Origin of the sequence: Bradyrhizobium lablabi, assembly GCF_018129385.1 — a bacterium.
GTDB classification, from domain to species: domain Bacteria; phylum Pseudomonadota; class Alphaproteobacteria; order Rhizobiales; family Xanthobacteraceae; genus Bradyrhizobium; species Bradyrhizobium lablabi_C.
Window position 1 is genome coordinate 582,600 of the sequence record NZ_JAFCLN010000001.1, and the last position, 19,889, is coordinate 602,488.

The window sequence follows — 19,889 nt, forward strand, 5'->3', positions numbered from 1 at the left end:
ATCGGCTCAGCGCTACTTCGCCATGCTCCAGTCCGGCCGGATCGCGCCGGAAACATTTTCGAAAGCACCATCGACCAACTCGGCTACCAGAAGCCGGCTGTAGTCGACCGGGCCCGGCATGGTCGCCCTGCCCTTCGGCACCGCCTTGAAGCCGACGCGGCTGTAATAGGGCTCGTCGCCGACCAATAGCACCAGCCGGTGGCCCCTGGCCTTGGCATCGCTGAGCGCGCGTTCGAGCAGCGCGCGGCCGACGCCGCGGCCGCGGAATGGCGGCTCGACCGTCAACGGCCCCAGCATCAGCGCCGGCGTATCGCCGATGCAGATCGGCAACTGCCTGACCGAGCCGACCATCAGCGTGCCGATCCGCGCCGTGAACGACAGATCGAGCACATGATCAACATGCTCACGCAGCCGATAGGCGCTGAGCACGAAGCGGCCCGGGCCAAAGGTGCGCTCCAGCAGGCGTTCGATCGCCTGCGCATCTTTTGGCGTTTCGGGAAGGATTGTAAGGGAAAGATCGTTCATGGGATGGCGTTTTCAAGCGAAGTGGACACCGGTTCGCGTCGAGAAAACGCGTCAACCAAGGTTCGCGGATTAGCACCTGCGGAGTCCGGGGTCCATCACCCCTCGCGTATCAGGTTTTGCCGACCGGCGGCTGTGACAAATAAGCGAGCAGCTTCATTTCACGCCGGCCGCGCGTGACCGTGTCGAGCACCAGGCCCGACGATACCGACAGCACCGCCAAAATCATCAGGCCCATCGACAGCACCGCCGTCGGCAGGCGCGGCACAATACCCTCTTCGAGGAAGGTGATGATGATGGGGATCGCGAGCCCGATCGATACCAGCGCCAGAAAGATTCCGATCGCGCTGAAAAATCGTAGCGGCTTTTCCGACCGGTACAGTTTCAGGATCGTGCCGAGGATGCGGAATCCGTCGCGCCAGGTGTTGAGCTTGCTGAACGAGCCTTCCGGGCGCGCATAATAGGGCGTGTCGACTTCCGCCACCGGCAGTGCCAGTTCGAGCGCATGGACGCTCAGCTCGGTTTCGATCTCGAAGCCGTCGGACAGCACCGGAAAGGATTTTACGAACCGGCGCGAGAACACGCGATAGCCGGAGAGGATGTCCTTGAACGCCTCGCCGAACACGGAAGACAGGAAATTCGTCAGCATCCAGTTGCCGGTGCGGTGGCCGGGCCGATAAGCGGCAACCGACTGGTCGACGCGCAGGCCGACCACCATGTCGAGATGTTCGTTGAGGAGCTTTTCGATCATGCGCGGCGCGCTCGGCGCGTCATAGGTCGCATCGCCGTCGACCAGCACATAGATGTCGGCGTCGACGTCGGCGAACATCCTGCGCACCACATGGCCCTTGCCCTGGTGGGTCTCGCTGCGCACTTCGGCGCCGGCCTCACGCGCCACCGCGACGGTGCGGTCCTTCGAATTGTTGTCGTAGACGAAGATCTTTGCGGACGGCAACGCCTTGCGGAAATCGGCGACCACGGTGCCGACCGCGGCCTCCTCATTGTAGCAGGGGACGAGAACGGCAATCCGCAAATCTGCCATTGTCATTGCCGGTGCGCCGAATCAAGCCTGTCCATGGGACCGGTTATATCGCAGTCGGGCCTTAACCGGTTGTTGCAGGCCGGGGTTTTCCGGCCGCCGTTTCGCCATATGGTTTCAGAGTTGCGAACAACAGGGTCCACAGGGAAAGCATGGAGACCGGCACGGTGTAATAGGGCGTGAACACCGGGTGAGTCATGAAGAAGAAGATGTTCAATGCCAGGTTTACGGCGACCAGCAGCGCGGCCGGCCCAGCCCGGCCGCGATAGCCGAAGCGCAGGATCAGGGTGCTCCAGGCGGCCGCGATCACCAGCAACACGAACTGAAGATCGGCGACGTAGGACAGCAACACCGTGGCGTTCAATTCGGGCGGGGCGATATCGATGCCGCCATAGGTGGTGGCGAACGGGCTGCCGGCATTGATGGCGTGCGCGGCAAGCGTCGGCGCCAGTCCGATCAAAAATGCGACGCTGAAGCCGAGGCCGTCCAGGAAGGTTTCCCTGTTTCGCGCGATCAGGAACGCGCCCAGGAAGAAGACGCCATAGCCGGAAGCGAGCACAACGTTCGGCAAGCGGAAGCTGACGGAGAGCCCGATCAAGAGGCCGATCAGCGCGGAGAGAAAGATGCGCTGCCGCACAGCCTCCGTGACGAAAAATCTCGCTGTCAGATATCCTGCCAGCGCGCAGACCATCATGGTCGGCGCCATCGAATAGCTCGCCTTCGTCGGGTTGATCATCAGGTAGACCGCGACATCGCCGAAGATCGCCGCGAGCACCACCTGAGGAAAGGTGGATGCCCGCAGCAGCGCCAGCACCGCAAAACCGAAAGCTACCAGCGACGCCAGCATGAACAGCGGAATCACCTGAAATCCGGCCGGAAACGCCGCCAGCATGAAACCGGTGCCCGGCGGATATTGAATCACGATCTTGTTCAGCGCCGGCATCGGCGTGTGACAGGGCGACCTTGCCGGATTATCCCATTCGGGGTAGCCGATTTCCTTCAGCTTGTTGGCAAAGTAGCGGTCGTCGTCGCGGGTGATGTCGGTGTCGATGCCGCGCCATCCAAACCGCTGAAACAGATGGGCCTGGCGCAGATAGCAGACGTCGTCATAGACGCCGCGGGATTCATGCCAGCGTGAGATCGACCAGATATTGCTCGCCAGTATCGCCAGCAGGCCGATGCCGCAAATGATCTTCAGCAATTTCATCGTTGTTCCAATGCGCGACGTCCCATGCCGCTTTTAGCCCAATTTCTGTTCAGCGCCATGTGCCGATCCGCGCCGTGCCTTCAAGCACTTCCGATATCCGCAACCGCGTGCCATGCGTGGTCTCATCCGGCAACGCATCGGCCGCGAAGAAGCCGCAAGCGACGATCTCGCGGTTCGGCTCCGGCAGGCGGTCCTGCGCAAACTGCCTGACCACATAGACCGCGACGTGGTCGCGGCGGGAGACGTGGCTGTTGAAGAACAGGCCGTGCAGATCGGGCTCGCCCTTCAGCTCGATCCGCCCCTCTTCCAGCAATTCGCGGCGCAGCGCCTCGACGAAGCTCTCGCCGACCTCGACACCGCCGCCCGGCAGGTGCCAGCCGCTGACGTAGGAATGCTTGACCAGGAACACCTTGCGCTCGCCGTCCAGCACCACGGCGCGGACGCCGAGCGTCATGCCGCGGACCAGGCGCCAATAGAGGTGAAAGATCCGCCGGAGCAGCGGCTCGAACCTCTTTCGCATGTCATCAAGACTCATGACCGCCGCGTGCTCCGTTCCGCAACCCCGCGCTTCATTTTTGATCCTTGCGCCAGCGCGGCGCGCTTGCCAATAGATGGAGGGGAGTTTTCCGATGGCGGCATTCACGCTGGCGCACCTGTCCGATCCGCATCTGCCGCCGATGCCGGCGGCGCGGTTTCGCGATCTCGCGAACAAGCGCGCGCTCGGCTATCTCAACTGGACCCGCAACCGCCACAAATACCACCGCCGCGAGGTGCTGGATGCGCTGGTCGCCGATCTTCGGGCGCAGCGGCCGGACCACATCGCGGTGACCGGGGACCTCGTCAACCTCGCGCTGGAGGCCGAGTTCGCGCCGTCGCGGGCCTGGCTGGAGAGCGTCGGCGCGGCGGAGCACGTCACCGTCATTCCCGGCAATCACGACGCCTATGTCCGCGCCACCAGCCACCGCGCGGCGGAGGCGTGGGACGACTATCTGCGCGGCGATGAAGGGAGCGGCGCAACCTTTCCCTTCCTGCGGCGGCGCGGGCCGGTGGCGCTGATCGGGGTCTCCTCCGCGGTGCCGACCATGCCGCTGATGGCCACAGGCCGGCTCGGCCACGCGCAGATCGAGGCACTCGATCGCCTGCTCGCGCAATTATCCCCCGAACAGGTGTTTCGCGTGCTGCTGGTGCACCACCCCCTGCATTCGACTGCACGCGTCAAGCGGCTGACGGATTCGCCAAAGGTCAAGGCGGTCTTGAAAAAGCACGGCGTGGAGCTGGTGTTGCACGGGCATGACCACATTCATTCGACGATGTGGTTCGACGGACCTAACGGCCGCATTCCCGCGATCGGCGTGCCGTCGGCTTCGGCCATCGCGCACCGGCACTATCCGGCGGCGGCCTTCAATCTGTTCGAGATCGAGCGCGCAAACGGCGTCTGGCGCTGCGAGCAGATGGTGCGCAGCGTCAACAGCGATTTGCGGGTGCAGGAGATACGCAAGACGCGATTGATCTAGAAATTCTTCAGCGTCGCGAAAACGGCGAAGCCGAACAGCGCGGCGGCGCCGAGGATGAAGCCGAGCACAAAGCTCCAGAATTTTCCGCCGCGGCGTGACGGCTTATCCTTCGGGGCCGGCTCGGCCACCGGCGTCGCCACCAGCGCATGCTCACGCTCGATCATGCGGCGCGCGACGTAGTCGGTGACGGCATCGACGATGACGGGCACGTCATGCGACTCGGCGAGCACGATGCGGCCGAAGCGCGTGTCCTGCACGAAGCGATAGATGCGCTTGTCGCGTCCCATCAGGATATGCGCGACCACATCGATCCATAGCCGCGGCGTCTCGCCCTGGCTGATGCCGCGGTCGAACAGATCGACATTGCCAGGCACCTGCGCGAACAGCTGATCGAGCGCCTCATTCAAAATCTCAAGCCGCGCCACTTCGGCGTCGCGCAGATCGACCACAACGCCGGTGCGATCGGCCGCCTCGATCCGCGCCTTGCGCAGCGCGTCGCGCAGCCGCATCGGCGGCACGGTAGCGGCGGTGCTGGAAGTTGATTGCGCGTCTGACATCGCCGTGCGGCCTTTGTCCTGATGGGTCGTTTTTGCGGCCTTAACCTATCAGCAACCATGTTCGGCGCAAAGGGGCCTTTATTCTCAAGGGGTTAGCCCGCCAGCCGTTTTGCACAAGCAAACGGCCCCACCCGGAAATCCGGATGGGGCCGCCTGGTCCTTGGTTTGTTTCCCCTTTAAAGGCTTGCCGATCGGCGATCAGGCCGGGATGCGGGAGGGCTCTTCCACGATCGAAAAGCGCACGCCGGCCTTGTGACGGTTCTCTTCCGAGACCGTGCGCCAGGCGTCCTCGGCCTCCTGCCGGGTCTTGAACGGACCCTGCACCTGAGCCGAGCCTTCCACGAGCTTGTGGAAGTTCATCGAACCGAACTCGCCGCCAATCACCCAGAAATTGCTCTTCGTCATGACTAGTCTCCTGTCGTTACCCGTTAGCCGAACTGGTTCATCGTGTTGTGGGCGCCGCCCGCCTTGAGAGCTGCTTCACCGGCGAAATATTCCTTGTGCTCGTCGCCGATGTCGGAGCCGGCCATGTTCTGATGCTTGACGCAGGCGATGCCCTGACGGATCTCCTGGCGCTGCACGTTCTTCACGTACCCAAGCATGCCCTGCTCGCCGAAATACTCCCTCGCGAGGTTGTCGGTCGACAGGGCTGCCGTGTGATAGGTCGGCAGCGTGATCAGGTGGTGGAAGATGCCGGCGCGCTCGGCTGAATCGGCCTGGAAGGTGCGGATGCGCTCGTCGGCCTCGATGGCCAGCGGCGTATCGTCGTATTCCGGCTTCATCAATTCAGCACGGTTGTACTTGCTGACATCCTTGCCGGCTTCCTTCATCGCGTCGTACACCTGCCAACGGAAGTTGAGCGTCCAGTTGAACGACGGCGAATTGTTGTAGGCCAGCTTCGCGTTCGGAACGACCTTGCGAATGCGATCGACCATCTTGGCGATCTGCTCGATATGCGGCTTCTCGGTCTCGATCCACAAGAGGTCGGCGCCGTTCTGGAGCGAGGTGATGCAGTCGAGCACACAGCGGTCTTCGCCCGTGCCGGCACGGAACTGATAGAGGTTGCTGGCGAGCCGCTTCGGACGCATCATTTTGCCGTGGCGATTGATGATGACATCGCCATTCCTGGCGTTCTCGGCCGTCACTTCCTCGCAATCCAGGAAGCTGTTGTACTGATCGCCGATGTCGCCGGGCTTGTGGCTGACGGCGATCTGCTGCGTGAGGCCGGCACCCAGCGAGTCGGTGCGGGTCACGACGATGCCGTCTTCGACGCCGAGTTCAAGGAAGGCATGGCGGCAGGCCCGGATCTTCGCCAGGAACACCTCGTGCGGCACGGTGACCTTGCCGTCCTGGTGACCGCACTGCTTTTCGTCCGAGACCTGATTCTCGATCTGCAGCGCGCACGCACCCGCCTCGATCATCTTCTTGGCGAGCAGGTAGGTCGCCTCGGCATTGCCGAAGCCGGCGTCGATGTCGGCGATGACGGGCACGACATGGGTCTGGAAGTTGTCGATCTTTTCGATCAGCGCTTTTTCCTTTGCCTTGTCGCCTGCCTCGCGGGCTGCGTCGAGCGCGCGGAAAATATCGTTGAGCTCGCGGGAATCCGCCTGACGCAGGAAGGTGTAGAGCTCCTCAATCAGCGCCGGCACCGAGGTCTTCTCGTGCATCGACTGATCGGGCAGCGGGCCGAACTCGGAGCGAAGCGCGGCGATCATCCAGCCGGAGAGGTAGAGATAGCGGCGATCGGTCTTGCCGAAATGCTTCTTCACCGAAATCAGCTTCTGCTGCGCGATGAAGCCGTGCCAGCAACCGAGCGACTGGGTGTACTTGGTGGGATCGGCGTCATAGGCAGCCATGTCGGCACGCATCAGCGCCGCGGTGTAGCGGGCGACGTCCAGGCCGGTCTTGAAGCGGTTCTGTAAGCGCATGCGCGCCACGGCCTCGGCGGTGACGCCGTTCCAGGTCGGCTGGGTCTCGAGCAGCGCCTTGGCCGCTTCAATCTCGCTCAGATAGGAAGCCGGTCCCTGGATGGCTCGGTCGATCCCACGCGGCTGGTAGTTCATGATCGTATCCTCTCGACATTCTTGACAGTGCAATGCGAAATGCGTGTCGAGAGCTAAACGCCAGAACGCCAGAATCGTATAGAGGGCTTGTATTCTATTGGTGATGTCATGTAACATATGAACTTGTCATAGATGTCATTTTGTAAAAATAGTCACAAAATGGGTCAATGACACTGACGCGGTTCCTCGGAACCAGGGAGCGGCCAATGGCGAGCGATTCCGGAAAGAAGCTGTTTGTCGGGCCCCGTTTCCGGCGGATCCGCCAGCAATTGGGGCTGTCGCAGACGCAGATGGCCGAGGGGCTGGAGATTTCGCCGAGCTACATCAACCTGATCGAGCGGAACCAGCGCCCGGTGACGGCGCAGCTTCTGCTGCGGCTGGCCGAGACTTATGACCTCGATCTGCGCGACCTTGCCACCGCCGACGAGGATCGCTTCTTCGCCGAGCTGAACGAGATCTTCTCCGATCCGCTGTTCCGGCAGATCGACCTGCCGAAACAGGAACTGCGCGACCTCGCCGAGCTTTGCCCCGGCGTGACCCATTCCCTGCAACGCCTCTACGCCGCCTATACCGAGGCAAGGCGCGGCGAGACCATGGTCGCCGCGCAAATGGCCGACCGCGAGGGCACGCAGTTCGAGGCCAACCCGATCGAGCGGGTGCGCGACCTGATCGAGGCCAATCGCAATTATTTTCCGGAGCTGGAGACGGCGGCGGAGAATCTGCGCGACGAATTGAACGTCTCGGCCGATGGGCTGTTCGCGGCCCTCTCCGCGCGGCTGCGGGAAAAGCATTCGATCGTTACCCGCGTGATGCCGGTCGATGTGATGCGCGAGACGCTGCGGCGGTTCGACCGCCATCGCCGCCAGCTTCTGATCTCCGAACTGGTCGACGGTTCGGGACGTACCTTTCAGCTCGCGTTCCAGATCGGGCTTGCCGAATGCAGCCCCACGATCGAGGCCATCGTCGGCCGCGCCGGGCCGCTCGACGACACGCCACGGCGGCTCTACCGCATCACGCTCGCCAATTATTTTGCCGCCGCCGCGATGATGCCCTACCAGGCCTTTCTCAGCGCGGCTGAAGCGCTGAGCTATGACGTGCACGTGCTGGCGCAGCGCTTCAATGCCGGCTTCGAGCAGGTCTGTCACCGTCTGACCACGTTGCAGCGGCCGAACGCGCGCGGCGTGCCGTTCTTCCTGCTGCGGGTCGACAACGCCGGCAATGTCTCGAAGCGGTTTTCCTCCGGCACGTTCCCGTTCTCCAAGTTCGGCGGCACCTGCCCGCTGTGGAACGTGCACTCGACCTTCGACACGCCGGATCGGCTGTTGAAGCAGGTGATCGAGCTGCCCGACGGCACGCGCTATTTCTCGATCGCGCAGATGGTGCGCCGGCCGGTGGCGCCGCATCCGCTGGCGCAGCCGCGCTTTGCGATTGGCCTGGGCTGCGAGATTCGCCATGCGTCGAAACTGGTCTATGCCACCGGCATGGACCTCGAGAAGGCCGAGGGCACGCCGATCGGCGTCAACTGCCGGCTGTGCGAGCGCGAAAACTGTAGCCAGCGCGCCGAGCCGCCGATCACCCGCACGCTGATCCTCGACGAGAACACGCGGCGCGTGACGTCGTTCGCGTTCTCGAACGCACGCGAGCTGTAAGCGTCACGCTCGCAGATCCAGTTCCGAACAACGGCTCAATAGGCGGGCGCCGACGAGCGCCTCAGCCGCGTCACCGGCCCCCTCACAACCAGCCGCACGCCGGGGCGCCGGGCGAGGCCGAGCGGCGGCTGCAACGGCATGGGTCCTTGCGGGTCATTCGGGTGCGCGACGGCGTATTCGTAGGCAACATCGAGCGCATGGTTGTTGCCTATCGAGCCGTATTGTGCGGTGAAATCGATCGGTGTGCCGACATGCTCGTAGAGATAGCCGCCGAAGATCGCGGTCGGCGCATCCGGCACGATGTCCTCGGTGTTGACGATCCGATATGTCGGTATCCCACAATTGTTCATCAGCAATGCAAAATTCACGTCGCCAACACGCGGACTGGCGAAGTTGTGGTGCTGAACGAGCAGGTTCGAACCCGGCTTCACGGATGTATTCGCAAGGACGTCCGGCACCGCGAGCGTCGACAAGCCGCACCCGAGGCTGTGGCCGGTGAAGAAAAATCGTTTGAACGGCGACAGCGCAGCGATCGCCGCGTACACTTGGCTCTGGACACCCTGATAGATTTGATAGAAGCCGAGATGCACGTTACCGCCGTTCTGCACGAACGGATACGGCGTCTGAATGGCGAGGCCATCCTGGACTTCGTCGGCGTCGGTCACGGTGCCGCGGAACACCAGATAGGCATCCTGATTGGCGTCCTGCGCGATGAAACCGAAGGGCTCATCGTAGGTCTCGTCATTCCACCAAGTGTAGGTCCAGAACAGCGGGGCCGAAAACGTGTAGTCCTGGCTCGGCAGTTGCCAGATGAATTGCGACCTCGATGGATAATCCTGATTGATCCACTGGGCGCACTGGTCGTAGGCCCAATCGATGAGCGTGGTGCAGGTCACCGAGTCCGCCAACGCGTAAGGCGCGCCGGGAAAATACATCGGGCAACTGATACGCGAGGCTGCTTGCATGGGAGGGCTCCTGAATATTGGTGGCGGCCAAAGAAATCTATGCGAGCAATAAGACAAGGATACGACTTTAGGATGCTCCCGGTCAACTCAGACGGAGACCTTCCGCAAGCCCGTGCGCGCTGCTAGTTTCATTCCACAAGACCAACCACGGACGGCCGAAACCGTCCGGCGCAGCTCGGGAGAGAGTAGAATTATGTTCTCGCATATCATGATCGGCACCAACGACCTCGACAGGGCCAAGACATTCTACGATGCGCTGCTTGGCACGCTGGGCGTGCCGGAGGGACGGGTCGACCGCCACCGCATTTTCTGGCGCACCAAGACCGGCACCTTTTCGGTGACCAGGCCGATCAACGGCGAAGCCGCGACCTTTGCCAATGGCGGCACCATCGGCTTCCTCGCCAATTCGCAGGCCGAGGCCGACGCCTTCCACGCCACCGGGATCGCTCATGGCGGCAAGACCTGCGAGGAGCCGCCGGGCATCCGCGAAGGCTCCGGCGTCAAGCTGTACATCGCTTATTTGCGCGACCCTGACGGCAACAAGCTCTGCGCGCTGCACCGCGTGCCGGCCTAGCCGATGCGCATCGCGGTCGTCGGCACTGGCGGAGTTGGCGGCGGATATGGCGCGGCGCTGGCCAGGGCCGGCGCCGACGTCACCTTCATCGCGCGTGGCGCGCATCTGGCCGCCATGAAGAGCGCGGGCTTGCGGCTGCTCAGCCCGCGCGGCGATATCCATCTCGTGCCGACGCAGGCGACCGATAATCCCGCCGAGATCGGCAAGGTCGACATCGTGCTGTTCTGCGTCAAGCTGTGGGACGTCGAGAGCGCGGGCGAGCACATCAAGCCGCTGATCGGTCCGGATACCGCCGTCATCCCGCTCCAGAACGGCATCGACGCCCATGAGCGGCTGATCCCGATCCTCGGCAAGCACGCGGTGATGGGCGGCGTTGCGCAAATCTCGGCCGCGATCACCGCGCCCGGCACGATCACGCAGGTCGGTACGTTCATGCGCATGGTGTTCGGCGAGTTCGACGGCACCGCTAGCCGCCGCGGCGAGGATTTTCTCGCGCTGTGCCAGAAGGCGGGCTTTGAGGCCGTGCTGAGCGACAATATCCTCACCGATCTCTGGATGAAGTTCATCCTGCTCGCCAGCAACGCCGGCATGATGGCGCTGGCGCGCCAGCCGATCGGCGCCCTGCGCGAGGACCCCGACATGCGGCCGATTTTTCGCGCGGCGTATCAGGAAGTGATCGACGTCGGCCGCGCCAAGGGCGTGACGATCCCCGCGGATGCCCTCGAGCGGATTGCGGATGCAACCGCGCATTTTCCGCCGCACATGAAGGCTTCGATGGCGCTCGACCTCGATCGCGGCAACCGACTGGAAGTGCCGTGGCTCTCCGGCAAGGTCGCCGAGCTCGGCCGGCAGTTCGGCATTCCGACGCCGACGCACGGCATGATGTATGCGATGCTCAAGCCGTATGCGATGGGCGCGAAGGGCTAGGCAGCCCCAAGGACGATTTCGATGCGCGTTGCCCTCCTGACATTTCTGGCGGTCGGATCGATCTCGGCGGCAGAGCCGGCGCGGGCGCAGACCTACGATCCCCGCTATCCCGTCTGCCTCCAGACTTTCGGCCCGCTCCAGGGCATCGATTGCAGTTACACCTCCATCCAGCAGTGCAAATTCGCGACCGGGATTCGCGCGTCTCAATGCATCAGCAACCCGTATTACGGGCGCAACAATCGACGGCCGCAACGGACCGTTTACTGAGGCCCGCCGGTACTCTCGCTTGCTGCCGGCGCGCCTGCTGATCACGTCAGGCCTTCATCGGGAATATTCAACAACTTGCCGCAGGCCTTGCAGTGCACGGCATCGGCATCGTGCCGCTGGAGGCCGCAATCCGGACAGGAGAACCGGACCTTGTGCGGGTTGATCAGGGCGCGGGCGAGATTGAAAAACAGGGTGATGCCCAGAATCATGATCACCACCGTGATCATGCGGCCGAGCGTTCCCGGCAGGGTAATATCGCCGAAGCCGGTCGTGGTGAGCGCCGTGACGGTGAAGTAGAGCGCGTCGGCATAATTGGCGATCTGCGGGTTACGGAATTTCTGGGTCTCGTAGACGACGGCGGTCATGATGAAGATGAAGACCGCGAGGTTGGTGACGGCGAAGATCACCTCTTCGTTCTGCCGGAAGAACGTAAAGTCGACACGTAGCCGGGCCAGCATCTGATAGTCGCGCAGCAGCCGCAGCGTGCGAAGGATGCGCAGAAATCCGCCGGCCTCTCCCGCCAGCGGCGCGAGGAATGACACGATCGCGACGACGTCGGCCCAGGTCGAGAGTCGGGTGAGGTCGCGCACGCGATGCTCGCTGCCGATCAGCCGTGCGGTGAAATCAATCAGGATCACGATCCCGAACAGGACGTCGAGCGCTTCGATGGCAGCGCTCCTGGGTAGGAACGACGTCGCGATGATGAACAGGATTGTGACGATGTCGAACGCCAGCAGCGCGTAGCGAAAACGGATACCGGCCGGCGTTTCGCCCTCGTAGAGGTGCCGGATGCTCTGCCTTAGCGAAACAAGCGTCATTGGCGCGCCCCGAAGCTATTTCGCCAGCGACTTCCACCTTTCCGTAGCCGCGATCGCCGAGGCCCACAGCCTGTCCGCCGGCTGGCCGCGATGCAGGGCCTTGCCGATTTCGCAGATGGCGAGGAAAGCGCCGGAGCGGGCTTCCTCGACCTCTAGCGGTTGTTCGCCATGCGCCTGCACGAGGCCGACGAGATTGTTGAGCATCGGCAGCGCCGCCTGCGGAGTCGCGGCTTCGGCGGCCTTGAGGGCTTCGAGGACTTTGGCGGCTTTCTCGGCGTCGGTCATTTTTCAACTTTGTAGGGCGGGTTAGCGAAGCGTAACCCGCCGCATTTTCTTGGTGAGATGCCGGGTTACGCCTTCCGCCTTCGCTCGTTGAGCTACGGCGGACATGTCGGCTAACCCACCCTACGATTCCTAGCGGCGAGATGTCGGATCGGACAAAACCAACTCAAGGAAATAGTCACACGCCTCCTCCTCGCTGGGAAATTCGCGAACCTCATTCCTATTTCCTCGCTCATAGTAATAGGCGCACCACCATCTTCCTCCCGATCTTTCCAGCCTATATTGCTCCTCGTCTTCACCGGCCCCGTCAATACTGAATGAACGAGCCCGTACACCGCGCTCCAGCAGGGCTTTTTCCAGTTCCTTGATCTTCACGATCCGCGATCCAAGTCCGACCAAAGATGATGGGTTACGCTGCGCTAACCCACGCTACGATTCCGTCTCAACATCAACGGTCGTCATACTCCGCGAAGGCGGAGTATCCAGTACGCCGCGGCTTCTCGGTTCAATCACGAACGCCGCGGAGTACTGGATCGCCCGCTTTCGCGGGCGATGACGATTGGGCTTACTCCGCCGCCTGCTTGATGTCCGCCTCCAGCGCTTCCAGCACTTTCGGCGGCGACATCGGCAGTGAGTAAAAGCGCTTGCCGAGCGCGTTGTAGATGGCGTTGCCGACCGCGGCCATCACGGGGACCAGCGGGACTTCGCCGACGCCCTTGACGCCTTGCGGGTGCTTTGGGTTCGGGATTTCCACCAGGATGCAGTCGAGCATCGGCAGGTCCGAGCAGACCGGCATGCGATAGTCGAGGAATCCGGGATTATCGACGGTGCCGTCCTTGCGGTAGATGTACTCTTCGTTCAGCGCCCAGCCGATGCCCTGCGCGACGCCGCCCTGGAGCTGGCCCTCGACATAGCCCGGATGAATGGCGCGGCCGACATCCTGCACGGCGGTGTAGCGGATCACGCGCGCGATGCCGAGCTCGGTGTCGACCTCGACGTCGCAGATATGGGTGCCGAAGCCGCCATCGGCACCGGCGGTGTTGAGCTGCACGCCGGCCCCGATCGGTCCGCCCATCGCGGGCGCCTTTTCGGCGAGCTGTTCCAGCGTCAGCGGCTCGAACTGGCCGGCATTCGGGCTGACCGGATGCGCCGCGCCGTTTTCCCACTTCACCGCCTCGGGGTCGATCTCCCAGATTTTTGCCGCGCGCTCGCGCAGCGTCTGGATGATTTTTTCGGTCGATTGCGTGACCACCATGCTCGATGCGAACAGCACGCGGCTGCCGCCGGTGAGGTTCGAGAAGCCGACGGTCTGCGTGTCGCCGATGATGACGGAGACGCGCTTGTAGTCGATGCCGAGCAGTTCGGCGCAAATGTTGGCGATGCCGGCGCGCGAACCGCCGATATCAGGGTGGCCTGTGGTCACCACGACGTTGCCGTCTTCGGTGATGTTGACCTGCGCTGAGGATTCACCGCCGGCATTGAACCAGAAGCCGCTAGCCACGCCCCTGCCCCGCAGTTTGCCGTTGCCGTCGCCGAGCGGCGCCTTGTAGTGCTCGGAGTCCCTGGCGGCCTGTGTCAGCTCGAGATAGCCGATGCGCGGAAACACCGGGCCATGCGCGGCCTTGGTACCTTCCTTGGCGCCGTTCTTCAGACGGAAATCGAGCGGATCGATCTTCAACGCTTCGGCGACTTCGTCGAGCACGCACTCGACCGCGTAGGCGCCGATCGGTGCGCCCGGCGCGCGATAGGCCGCGACCTTGGAGCGGTTGGAACAGACGTCAAAACCTTCCGACAGCAGGTTCGGAATGTCGTAGGGCGTAAAACTGCAACCGGCGGCGCCGCGGATCGGCGAGCCGGCGAAGGCGCCGGCTTGCAGATAGAAGGTGCCGTGCGCGGCGACGATCTTGCCATCCTTGGTGGCGCCGATCTTCACCGTGCTCTTCGAGCCGGAGGTGGGACCGGTGGCGCGCATCACTTCCTCGCGCGTCATCACCATCTTCACGGGACGACCGGATTTTTTCGCCAGCAAGGTCGCGACCGGTTCGAGATAGACGATGGTCTTGCCGCCAAAACCGCCGCCGATCTCGGCGGGGATGGCGCGGATGTCACTCTGCGGGATGCCCGTCAGCATCGAGGTCATCGCGCGCACCATGAACTGGCCCTGGCTGGAGCTCCAGATCGTGGTCTTGCCGTCGGGCGCGACGCTGATCAGGCAGGCGTGCGGCTCGATGTAGCCCTGGTGCACCGGGCGCGTGGTGAAGCTGCGCTCGATGATGACGTCAGCCTGCTTGAAGCCGGCTTCGATGTCGCCCTTCTTGTGTTCGAGGCGGCCCATGATGTTGGAGGGCTTACCCTCGAACTTGTTGAACTCGTGCAGGATCGGTGCATCCGGCCTGATCGCATCCTCGATCTCGATCGCGAACGGCAGCACCTCGTAATCGACCTCGATCAGCTTGCAGGCTTCCGCCGCGATCGCCTCTGTAGTGGCGGCGACGGCCGCAACCGGGTGTCCGGGAAACAGCGCTTTGTCGCGCGCCATCACGTTGCGGCACATCCAGCGCATGTCCTGGATGCCGAGCATGACCGCGCCCTTCTCGATCGGGAAGTCGACGATGTCTCTGGAGGTGACGACCGCCTTCACGCCGGGCAGCTTTTCCGCCTTGGAGGTGTCGATGCCGCGGATGCGCGCATGTGGATGCGGGCTGCGCAACACCTTGCCCCAGATCATGCCGGGCATCGTGGTGTCGGCGGCGAACTGCGCGCGGCCGGTCACCTTGTCCATGCCATCAGGGCGAATGGTACGCTGGCCGATCCACTTGTTGTTGGTGACGACGTTCATTGCGCGGCCTCCCTGATTCCCTGTTCTCGCATTTCAGCGGCAGTATCGAGCACCGCGCGGACGATCTTGTCATAGCCGGTGCACCGGCAGAGATTGCCGGCGAGCCAGAAGCGGACTTCCTCCTCGCTCGGCTGCGGATTCCTCCGCAGCAGCGCATCCGATGCGACGAGCATGCCCGACGTGCAGATGCCGCATTGGAGCGCGGCCATCTCCAGGAATTTCTGCTGGAGCGGATGCAGCTTGTCGCCCTGCGCCATGCCTTCGATGGTGCGGAGCTCATGCCCTTCGGCTTCCGCAGCCAACATCAGGCACGAGCAGATCAGGTTGTCATCGACCGTGATCGAGCAGGCGCCGCAATCGCCGGAGGCGCAGCCTTCCTTGGAGCCGGTGAGGCCGAGCGGCCCGCGCAGCGCGTCGAGCATGGTGTCGTTCGGCTCGCACAAAAACTCCATCGGCTCGCCGTTGATGGTCGTGGTTACATGCAGTTTCGCCATGTCTTCAGTTTCCTCCCGCGCGCTTGGCGGCAATGGCGGCGGTGCGCTTGAGCAGCACGCCGGCGACTTTGATGCGGTAAGCGATGGTGCCGCGTTTGTCGTCGATCGGACGGCAGGCGGCGGAGCAGGCCTTTGCGGCGGCATCGAGCGCGGCATCATCCAACTTGCTGCCGATCAGCGCTTTTGCCGCAGATTCAACCAGCAGCACGGTCGGTGCGACCGCGCCGAGGGCCACCCGCGCCGCGGTGACTACGCCACCCTTCATGGTAAGGCTGACGCCGCAGCCGACCACGGCGATGTCCATCTCGGTGCGCGGGATCATGCGCAGATAAGCATCGCTCGATCCGGCCGGACGCGGCGGCAGGATGAAGCTGACGAGAATTTCGCCGGGCTTCAAATTGGTCTTGCCGGGACCGGCTGGTACCTGCTCGACCGGCAGTTCGCGGCGCCCGTTCGGGCCCTGGATGACGGCGATCGCGCCCGCCGCGACCAGGCCCGGCACGCCGTCGCCCGCGGGCGAGGAGTTGCAGAGGTTGCCGCCTGCCGAGGCGCGGCCCTGCACCTGCTTGGAGCCGATCAGGTTGATGCCCTCAAGCACCCCCGGCCAAACCTTGCCGAACTTCGGGTGGTCGTGCAGTTCCATGCCGGAAACCGCAGCCCCGATGCGGAAGCCGCCATCAGCGGTCTCTTCGATCGCGGTCATTTCCGCGATCTTCTTGATGTCGACGATCAGCCCCGGACGCACGGCGCCGGAGCGCATCTGCACCAGAAGATCAGTCCCGCCTGCCAGAATGCGTGCCGCGCTTCCCGCGGCGGCATACGCGCTGATCGCTTCATCGAGCGTGCGCGGCGCCAGGTATCGGATATCGGTCATCAGCTATGAAGTCTCCCCGCTATCGCTTTGTCCGGGCGGGCTTTTCGACCCGTGCCCCTGTCATGGTGATGTCATCTCACCTTGGATCGGTTCTAAGCCTACACGGGCAAGAACGTTTGGAACAGCCACTGCGACCCGGCGTCATCGGAGCGCTCCTATGCGTCCAGCGGGACTTGCCCTGACAATGGGCACCCCGGACCGGCGGCTGTCGCCCCTATTCCATCGCGGCGAATCACTTATGTTTGCCCGGCTCATTTCGGAGACCCCAGTATGGTCGCAGACAGTAACAGTCAGATTGCGTGGCACCGGGCCCAGATCAAAAAGCACCGCGAGGCCCTCAAGGCGCTGGAAACCGGCCGCTTCAGGTTCGGCCAGATCGCGGGGGCAAAATCGTCCGGCCGGATGGAAAAGGCCATCGCCGAGCTCGAAGCCAGGATCGCCGCCTCCGAACGGGTCATTGCGACCTATGAGCGCCAGATCCGCAGGCCCCTGGGCACGGATTTTGGCAGTCTGAAGAATACGAGCTGGAGCAACTGGAGTTCACATAACGGGAGGTAGGCCCCGGCTCTCTCCTCTCGTCGTCCCTGCGAACGCAGGGACCCATAGCCACCGGCCGTGGTTATTCGCGCAAATCGTCATCCACCATTTCAAACAACATCCGCCGCAGAGTATGGGTCCCTGCGTTCGCAGGGACGACGAGGCGAAAGGGTATGCGTTCGCGATCTCGCGACATCATTTGCCCGAGCTTTTTCAAATTCATCGCGCCTCTTCGAGAAGAGGGCGCAGGGAATGCCGGGTGCGCGCTGCACCCGCGGTCTCGTGTGCGCTGCTTGCGCATAAAAAAAACTGCACACGAGCATACAGGTGAGCGGAGGCAGTCCGACATCCCCTGCGCAATGGCTTTACGACTTATATCGCGCTCTCCCTGGTGAGCGGGCTTGTTGTCACCATCGCCCCGCGGAAATTCCGCAAGGCTTAGCGCCAGCGTCGCGGCGCCAGGACCACACGACTTCGCCGAACGCCCTTGCTCAGTCGTCTACTGAACAAGCGCGTCCACCGCATCCCATCCCAACGTTTGGTGGCGATGGCCAACGCCCCTCCTCGGGGATGAGGTAGCGCTGTTATAATTCTGATTTGCCGAAATTGACAAGCGGAATATTTTTGCACAAGGGGCTTGACATTGATTCTGAAAATCAGAATTGGCTGCGCGACCGGGTCGATTTGCCGCTCCTCTCCCCAAGCTCTGTTGGGAGAAGCAGCCGCTGCCGATTGACGCGCACGTGAACCAGATCACACCGGAACCTTTCGAATGGCCCTACAAACGACTGGGGCCAATGGAAGGAGCTCGAGGATGCCTGCATCGGAAGCCCGCGCCGCCGCATCGTCAGCCGCGCGCGCCAAGCCTACGATCCTGCTGATCCATCCTCGACCGTTCTTTCGGGATTGCTTCGCCGTTTGTCTGGCGGCCGCTTGCGAAAATCATGTCGTCTTTCCGTTCGAGAGCGTCGTGGGCTGGCGCAGCTCGGCGGAGGCCGTCGCCGTAACTCCGTCAGTCTCCATTATCGCCATCGAACGCCAGGATGCATCGAGCCTTGCCGATTGGGAGCTGTTGGAAGAGGTACCGAAGCCCGTGATCGTCGTCGCCGATACCGGGGATGCCGACCAGATTGTTCGCACCTTGAAGCGTGGGGTGCGCGGCTACATTCCAAGCCATCTCCCTTTCAATATTGCCGTCGAGGCCGTCCGCCTTGTGAAAGCCGGCGGCGTCTTCGTACCGGCTGACAGCCTGCTCGGCGGCGAAGGCTTCGCTCCTGCCAAACCGGAAGTGACTTTGACGAAGCGACAGATCGAAGTGGTCGAGGCGATCCGCCAGGGCAAAGCCAACAAGCAGATCGCCTATGATCTCAATATGAGCGAGCACACGGTCAAGCTTCATCTGCGGAGAATCATGCAAAAGCTCAAGGCCCATAATCGCACCGAAGTGGCCATCCTCGCTGAGAAAGTTGTGCGCAGCCGCTTGATCTAGCCGTGGCGCGATCCCGGCCGCTGCGGCGACCTCGAGCGATCGCCCGCTGCAACCAAGCCACCTTGCTCGATGCCGGGCGCGTGGTCAGTCGCCTCTCCTGACTCCGGCAAAGCGCCATTACCCCTCGGCCATTCGACCGGCGCGAGCCGTTCGTTGCTCCTGATCATGTCGATGAGTTGCCGCAGCCCGGAAGGCGGTTGCCGGCGGCTTGGGTAGTAGATCATGAAGCAAGGGCCGGTCGACGCCCATTGCGGCAGAACGATTTCGAGCCGCCCTTCCCTGACCTCCGACGTTACGCGGCGCTCGAGACAATAGGCAAAGCCGACGCCGCGGATCGCCGCCGCGAGCGAATGCTCGGTCTCGTTGGCGCAAAGCGGACCGCGGACATCGAGCCGGATCAGTGCATCTGCGTTGCCCAATTCCCACGGGAAGGCGCTGTTGTCGCCGACGCGCATCTGAATGCAGGGCAGATCGAGCAGTTGCTGCGGCGTGTCGGGCCGGCCGACGCGTTCGAGCAATTCGGGAGACGCCACAACCACCCAGTTGAGCGGCGAGGTCAGCGCGAGGCCGACCATATCCTGGGGAACGCGATCGCCATAGCGGATGCCGGCGTCAAAACCGTCGCCGACGATGTCGACGAAGCGATCGTCCACCGTCACATCGAGATGCACATTGGGAAATTGCAGGCCATAATCCCGGATGACCGGGTTCAGCAGCAGGCACGCCGCATCGCGCAGGACGTTGAGGCGCAACTTCCCCGCGGGATATTGCCGATACTGCTCCAGCGCACGCACCGATTCCGCGATCGCTTCAAAGCCCTGCTGCAACTGCCCGGCCAGCATGGCGCCGGCCGTCGTCGGCCTGATGGAACGGGATGACCGGTTGATCAGCCGGATTCCAAGCGAGGCTTCCAGCTTGCGAAGCCTGTGACTCAGCGCCGAGGTCGTGACGCCGAGATCGATGGCCGCGCGGGACATGCTGCCGCACCGCAGGATGCTCAGGAACACGCAGAGATCGCTGAACAGCTTTGGATCGAACGTCACGGGAAATCTGCTCAAGCTTCCGTTGAATCCAGGTCAACGAACGAAGCTGGCGGCCTTTTGTTCCAGTACGTACGTCTCGCACGGGGAAGTTTCCTACGCCTCTCACGGAGAAGTTCCGATGCATGAAAGCCCGCAAAAAGCCCGGCAAAACCCGACCGGCAGCGCCAACAGCCGCCGCGAGTTCCTCGGCCTCGCCGCAGGTGGCCTGAGCGCCCTCGCAATGTCCTCA

At 63.0% G+C, this 19,889-nt stretch carries 22 protein-coding genes; 7 read left to right on the plus strand and 15 right to left on the minus strand.

Annotated elements, in window-relative coordinates:
• Positions 1 to 12: 12 nt before the first annotated feature.
• The 4 genes from JQ628_RS02670 to JQ628_RS02685 all read right to left on the minus strand — a co-directional run bounded on the left by JQ628_RS02670 (position 13) and on the right by JQ628_RS02685 (position 3,303).
• The gene (locus JQ628_RS02670; RefSeq protein WP_212218720.1) at positions 13 to 525 is read right to left on the minus strand and encodes a GNAT family N-acetyltransferase; all 513 of its coding nucleotides are present in this window, start codon (positions 523 to 525) and stop codon (positions 13 to 15) included.
• Between the two features lie 109 nt (positions 526 to 634).
• Positions 635 to 1,570, minus strand: a complete 936-nt coding sequence (locus JQ628_RS02675; protein ID WP_212218723.1) for a glycosyltransferase family 2 protein — start codon at positions 1,568 to 1,570, stop codon at positions 635 to 637.
• 55 nt (positions 1,571 to 1,625) lie between these two features.
• The gene (locus JQ628_RS02680) at positions 1,626 to 2,768 is read right to left on the minus strand and encodes a hypothetical protein (RefSeq protein ID WP_212218726.1); all 1,143 of its coding nucleotides are present in this window, start codon (positions 2,766 to 2,768) and stop codon (positions 1,626 to 1,628) included.
• Between the two features lie 49 nt (positions 2,769 to 2,817).
• Positions 2,818 to 3,303, minus strand: a complete 486-nt coding sequence (locus tag JQ628_RS02685; protein ID WP_212218729.1) for an NUDIX domain-containing protein — start codon at positions 3,301 to 3,303, stop codon at positions 2,818 to 2,820.
• Positions 3,304 to 3,397: 94 nt separating this feature from the next.
• On the opposite strand from JQ628_RS02685, the gene JQ628_RS02690 reads away from it, so the two are divergent.
• On the plus strand, positions 3,398 to 4,282 hold the full coding sequence (locus tag JQ628_RS02690) for a metallophosphoesterase family protein (protein ID WP_212218732.1): 885 nt from the start codon (positions 3,398 to 3,400) through the stop codon (positions 4,280 to 4,282).
• Here JQ628_RS02690 and JQ628_RS02695 read toward each other — a convergent pair.
• The 3 genes from JQ628_RS02695 to JQ628_RS02705 all read right to left on the minus strand — a co-directional run bounded on the left by JQ628_RS02695 (position 4,279) and on the right by JQ628_RS02705 (position 6,902).
• Positions 4,279 to 4,839: a hypothetical protein gene (locus JQ628_RS02695; protein WP_212218736.1), complete on the minus strand. Its 561-nt coding sequence runs from the start codon at positions 4,837 to 4,839 to the stop codon at positions 4,279 to 4,281. The genes JQ628_RS02690 and JQ628_RS02695 overlap by 4 nt on opposite strands.
• Positions 4,840 to 5,037: 198 nt before the next feature.
• Positions 5,038 to 5,244: a DUF4170 domain-containing protein gene (locus JQ628_RS02700; protein WP_212218738.1), complete on the minus strand. Its 207-nt coding sequence runs from the start codon at positions 5,242 to 5,244 to the stop codon at positions 5,038 to 5,040.
• Between the two features lie 23 nt (positions 5,245 to 5,267).
• Complete coding sequence (locus JQ628_RS02705) at positions 5,268 to 6,902, minus strand: isocitrate lyase (protein WP_212218741.1); 1,635 nt, start codon at positions 6,900 to 6,902, stop codon at positions 5,268 to 5,270.
• A 206-nt stretch (positions 6,903 to 7,108) separates the two neighbouring features.
• Here JQ628_RS02705 and JQ628_RS02710 point away from each other — a divergent pair, with 206 nt between their 5' ends.
• On the plus strand, positions 7,109 to 8,551 hold the full coding sequence (locus JQ628_RS02710) for a helix-turn-helix domain-containing protein (protein WP_212218744.1): 1,443 nt from the start codon (positions 7,109 to 7,111) through the stop codon (positions 8,549 to 8,551).
• Positions 8,552 to 8,586: 35 nt separating this feature from the next.
• Here JQ628_RS02710 and JQ628_RS02715 read toward each other — a convergent pair whose 3' ends face one another.
• Complete coding sequence (locus JQ628_RS02715) at positions 8,587 to 9,516, minus strand: lipase family protein (RefSeq protein WP_212218747.1); 930 nt, start codon at positions 9,514 to 9,516, stop codon at positions 8,587 to 8,589.
• 193 nt (positions 9,517 to 9,709) lie between these two features.
• Here JQ628_RS02715 and JQ628_RS02720 point away from each other — a divergent pair, with 193 nt between their 5' ends.
• Genes JQ628_RS02720 through JQ628_RS02730 form a run of 3 tightly spaced genes read left to right on the plus strand, consistent with a single transcriptional unit; the run spans position 9,710 to position 11,284 of the window.
• Positions 9,710 to 10,090 carry a VOC family protein gene (locus JQ628_RS02720; RefSeq protein WP_212218750.1) on the plus strand — a complete coding sequence of 127 codons (381 nt, stop codon included), beginning with the start codon at positions 9,710 to 9,712 and terminating at the stop codon, positions 10,088 to 10,090.
• A gap of 3 nt (positions 10,091 to 10,093) precedes the next feature.
• Entirely contained in the window at positions 10,094 to 11,017 is a 924-nt protein-coding gene (locus JQ628_RS02725; protein ID WP_212218752.1) for a ketopantoate reductase family protein, read from the plus strand.
• A gap of 21 nt (positions 11,018 to 11,038) precedes the next feature.
• Complete coding sequence (locus JQ628_RS02730) at positions 11,039 to 11,284, plus strand: DUF3551 domain-containing protein (protein ID WP_212218755.1); 246 nt, start codon at positions 11,039 to 11,041, stop codon at positions 11,282 to 11,284.
• 41 nt (positions 11,285 to 11,325) lie between these two features.
• On the opposite strand, the gene JQ628_RS02735 is transcribed toward JQ628_RS02730, so the two are convergent.
• From JQ628_RS02735 to JQ628_RS02760, 6 genes are all read right to left on the minus strand, one after another.
• Positions 11,326 to 12,102 (minus strand): potassium channel family protein, encoded by a 777-nt coding sequence (locus JQ628_RS02735; protein WP_212218757.1) that lies wholly within the window; start codon positions 12,100 to 12,102, stop codon positions 11,326 to 11,328.
• 15 nt (positions 12,103 to 12,117) lie between these two features.
• Positions 12,118 to 12,387: a hypothetical protein gene (locus JQ628_RS02740; protein WP_212218759.1), complete on the minus strand. Its 270-nt coding sequence runs from the start codon at positions 12,385 to 12,387 to the stop codon at positions 12,118 to 12,120.
• Between the two features lie 129 nt (positions 12,388 to 12,516).
• On the minus strand, positions 12,517 to 12,759 hold the full coding sequence (locus JQ628_RS02745; RefSeq protein ID WP_212218761.1) for a hypothetical protein: 243 nt from the start codon (positions 12,757 to 12,759) through the stop codon (positions 12,517 to 12,519).
• A gap of 190 nt (positions 12,760 to 12,949) precedes the next feature.
• Entirely contained in the window at positions 12,950 to 15,223 is a 2,274-nt protein-coding gene (locus JQ628_RS02750; RefSeq protein ID WP_212218763.1) for a xanthine dehydrogenase family protein molybdopterin-binding subunit, read from the minus strand.
• A complete protein-coding gene (locus JQ628_RS02755; protein ID WP_212218765.1) occupies positions 15,220 to 15,717 on the minus strand; it encodes a (2Fe-2S)-binding protein in 498 nt (165 codons plus the stop codon). The genes JQ628_RS02750 and JQ628_RS02755 overlap by 4 nt, the downstream gene beginning before the upstream one ends.
• A gap of 4 nt (positions 15,718 to 15,721) precedes the next feature.
• Positions 15,722 to 16,582, minus strand: coding sequence for an FAD binding domain-containing protein (locus tag JQ628_RS02760; RefSeq protein WP_212219350.1), 861 nt, complete (start codon positions 16,580 to 16,582; stop codon positions 15,722 to 15,724).
• A 279-nt stretch (positions 16,583 to 16,861) separates the two neighbouring features.
• Between JQ628_RS02760 and JQ628_RS02765 the strand changes: the two genes are divergently transcribed.
• Both JQ628_RS02765 and JQ628_RS02770 read left to right on the plus strand, forming a co-directional pair.
• Positions 16,862 to 17,149: a hypothetical protein gene (locus tag JQ628_RS02765; RefSeq protein ID WP_212218768.1), complete on the plus strand. Its 288-nt coding sequence runs from the start codon at positions 16,862 to 16,864 to the stop codon at positions 17,147 to 17,149.
• Positions 17,150 to 17,942: 793 nt separating this feature from the next.
• Positions 17,943 to 18,617 (plus strand): response regulator transcription factor, encoded by a 675-nt coding sequence (locus JQ628_RS02770; RefSeq protein WP_212218771.1) that lies wholly within the window; start codon positions 17,943 to 17,945, stop codon positions 18,615 to 18,617.
• Here the strand turns inward: JQ628_RS02770 and JQ628_RS02775 are convergent.
• Entirely contained in the window at positions 18,614 to 19,675 is a 1,062-nt protein-coding gene (locus tag JQ628_RS02775) for a LysR family transcriptional regulator (protein ID WP_249127414.1), read from the minus strand. The two genes, JQ628_RS02770 and JQ628_RS02775, sit on opposite strands and share 4 nt — an antisense overlap.
• Positions 19,676 to 19,889: the final 214 nt, after the last annotated feature.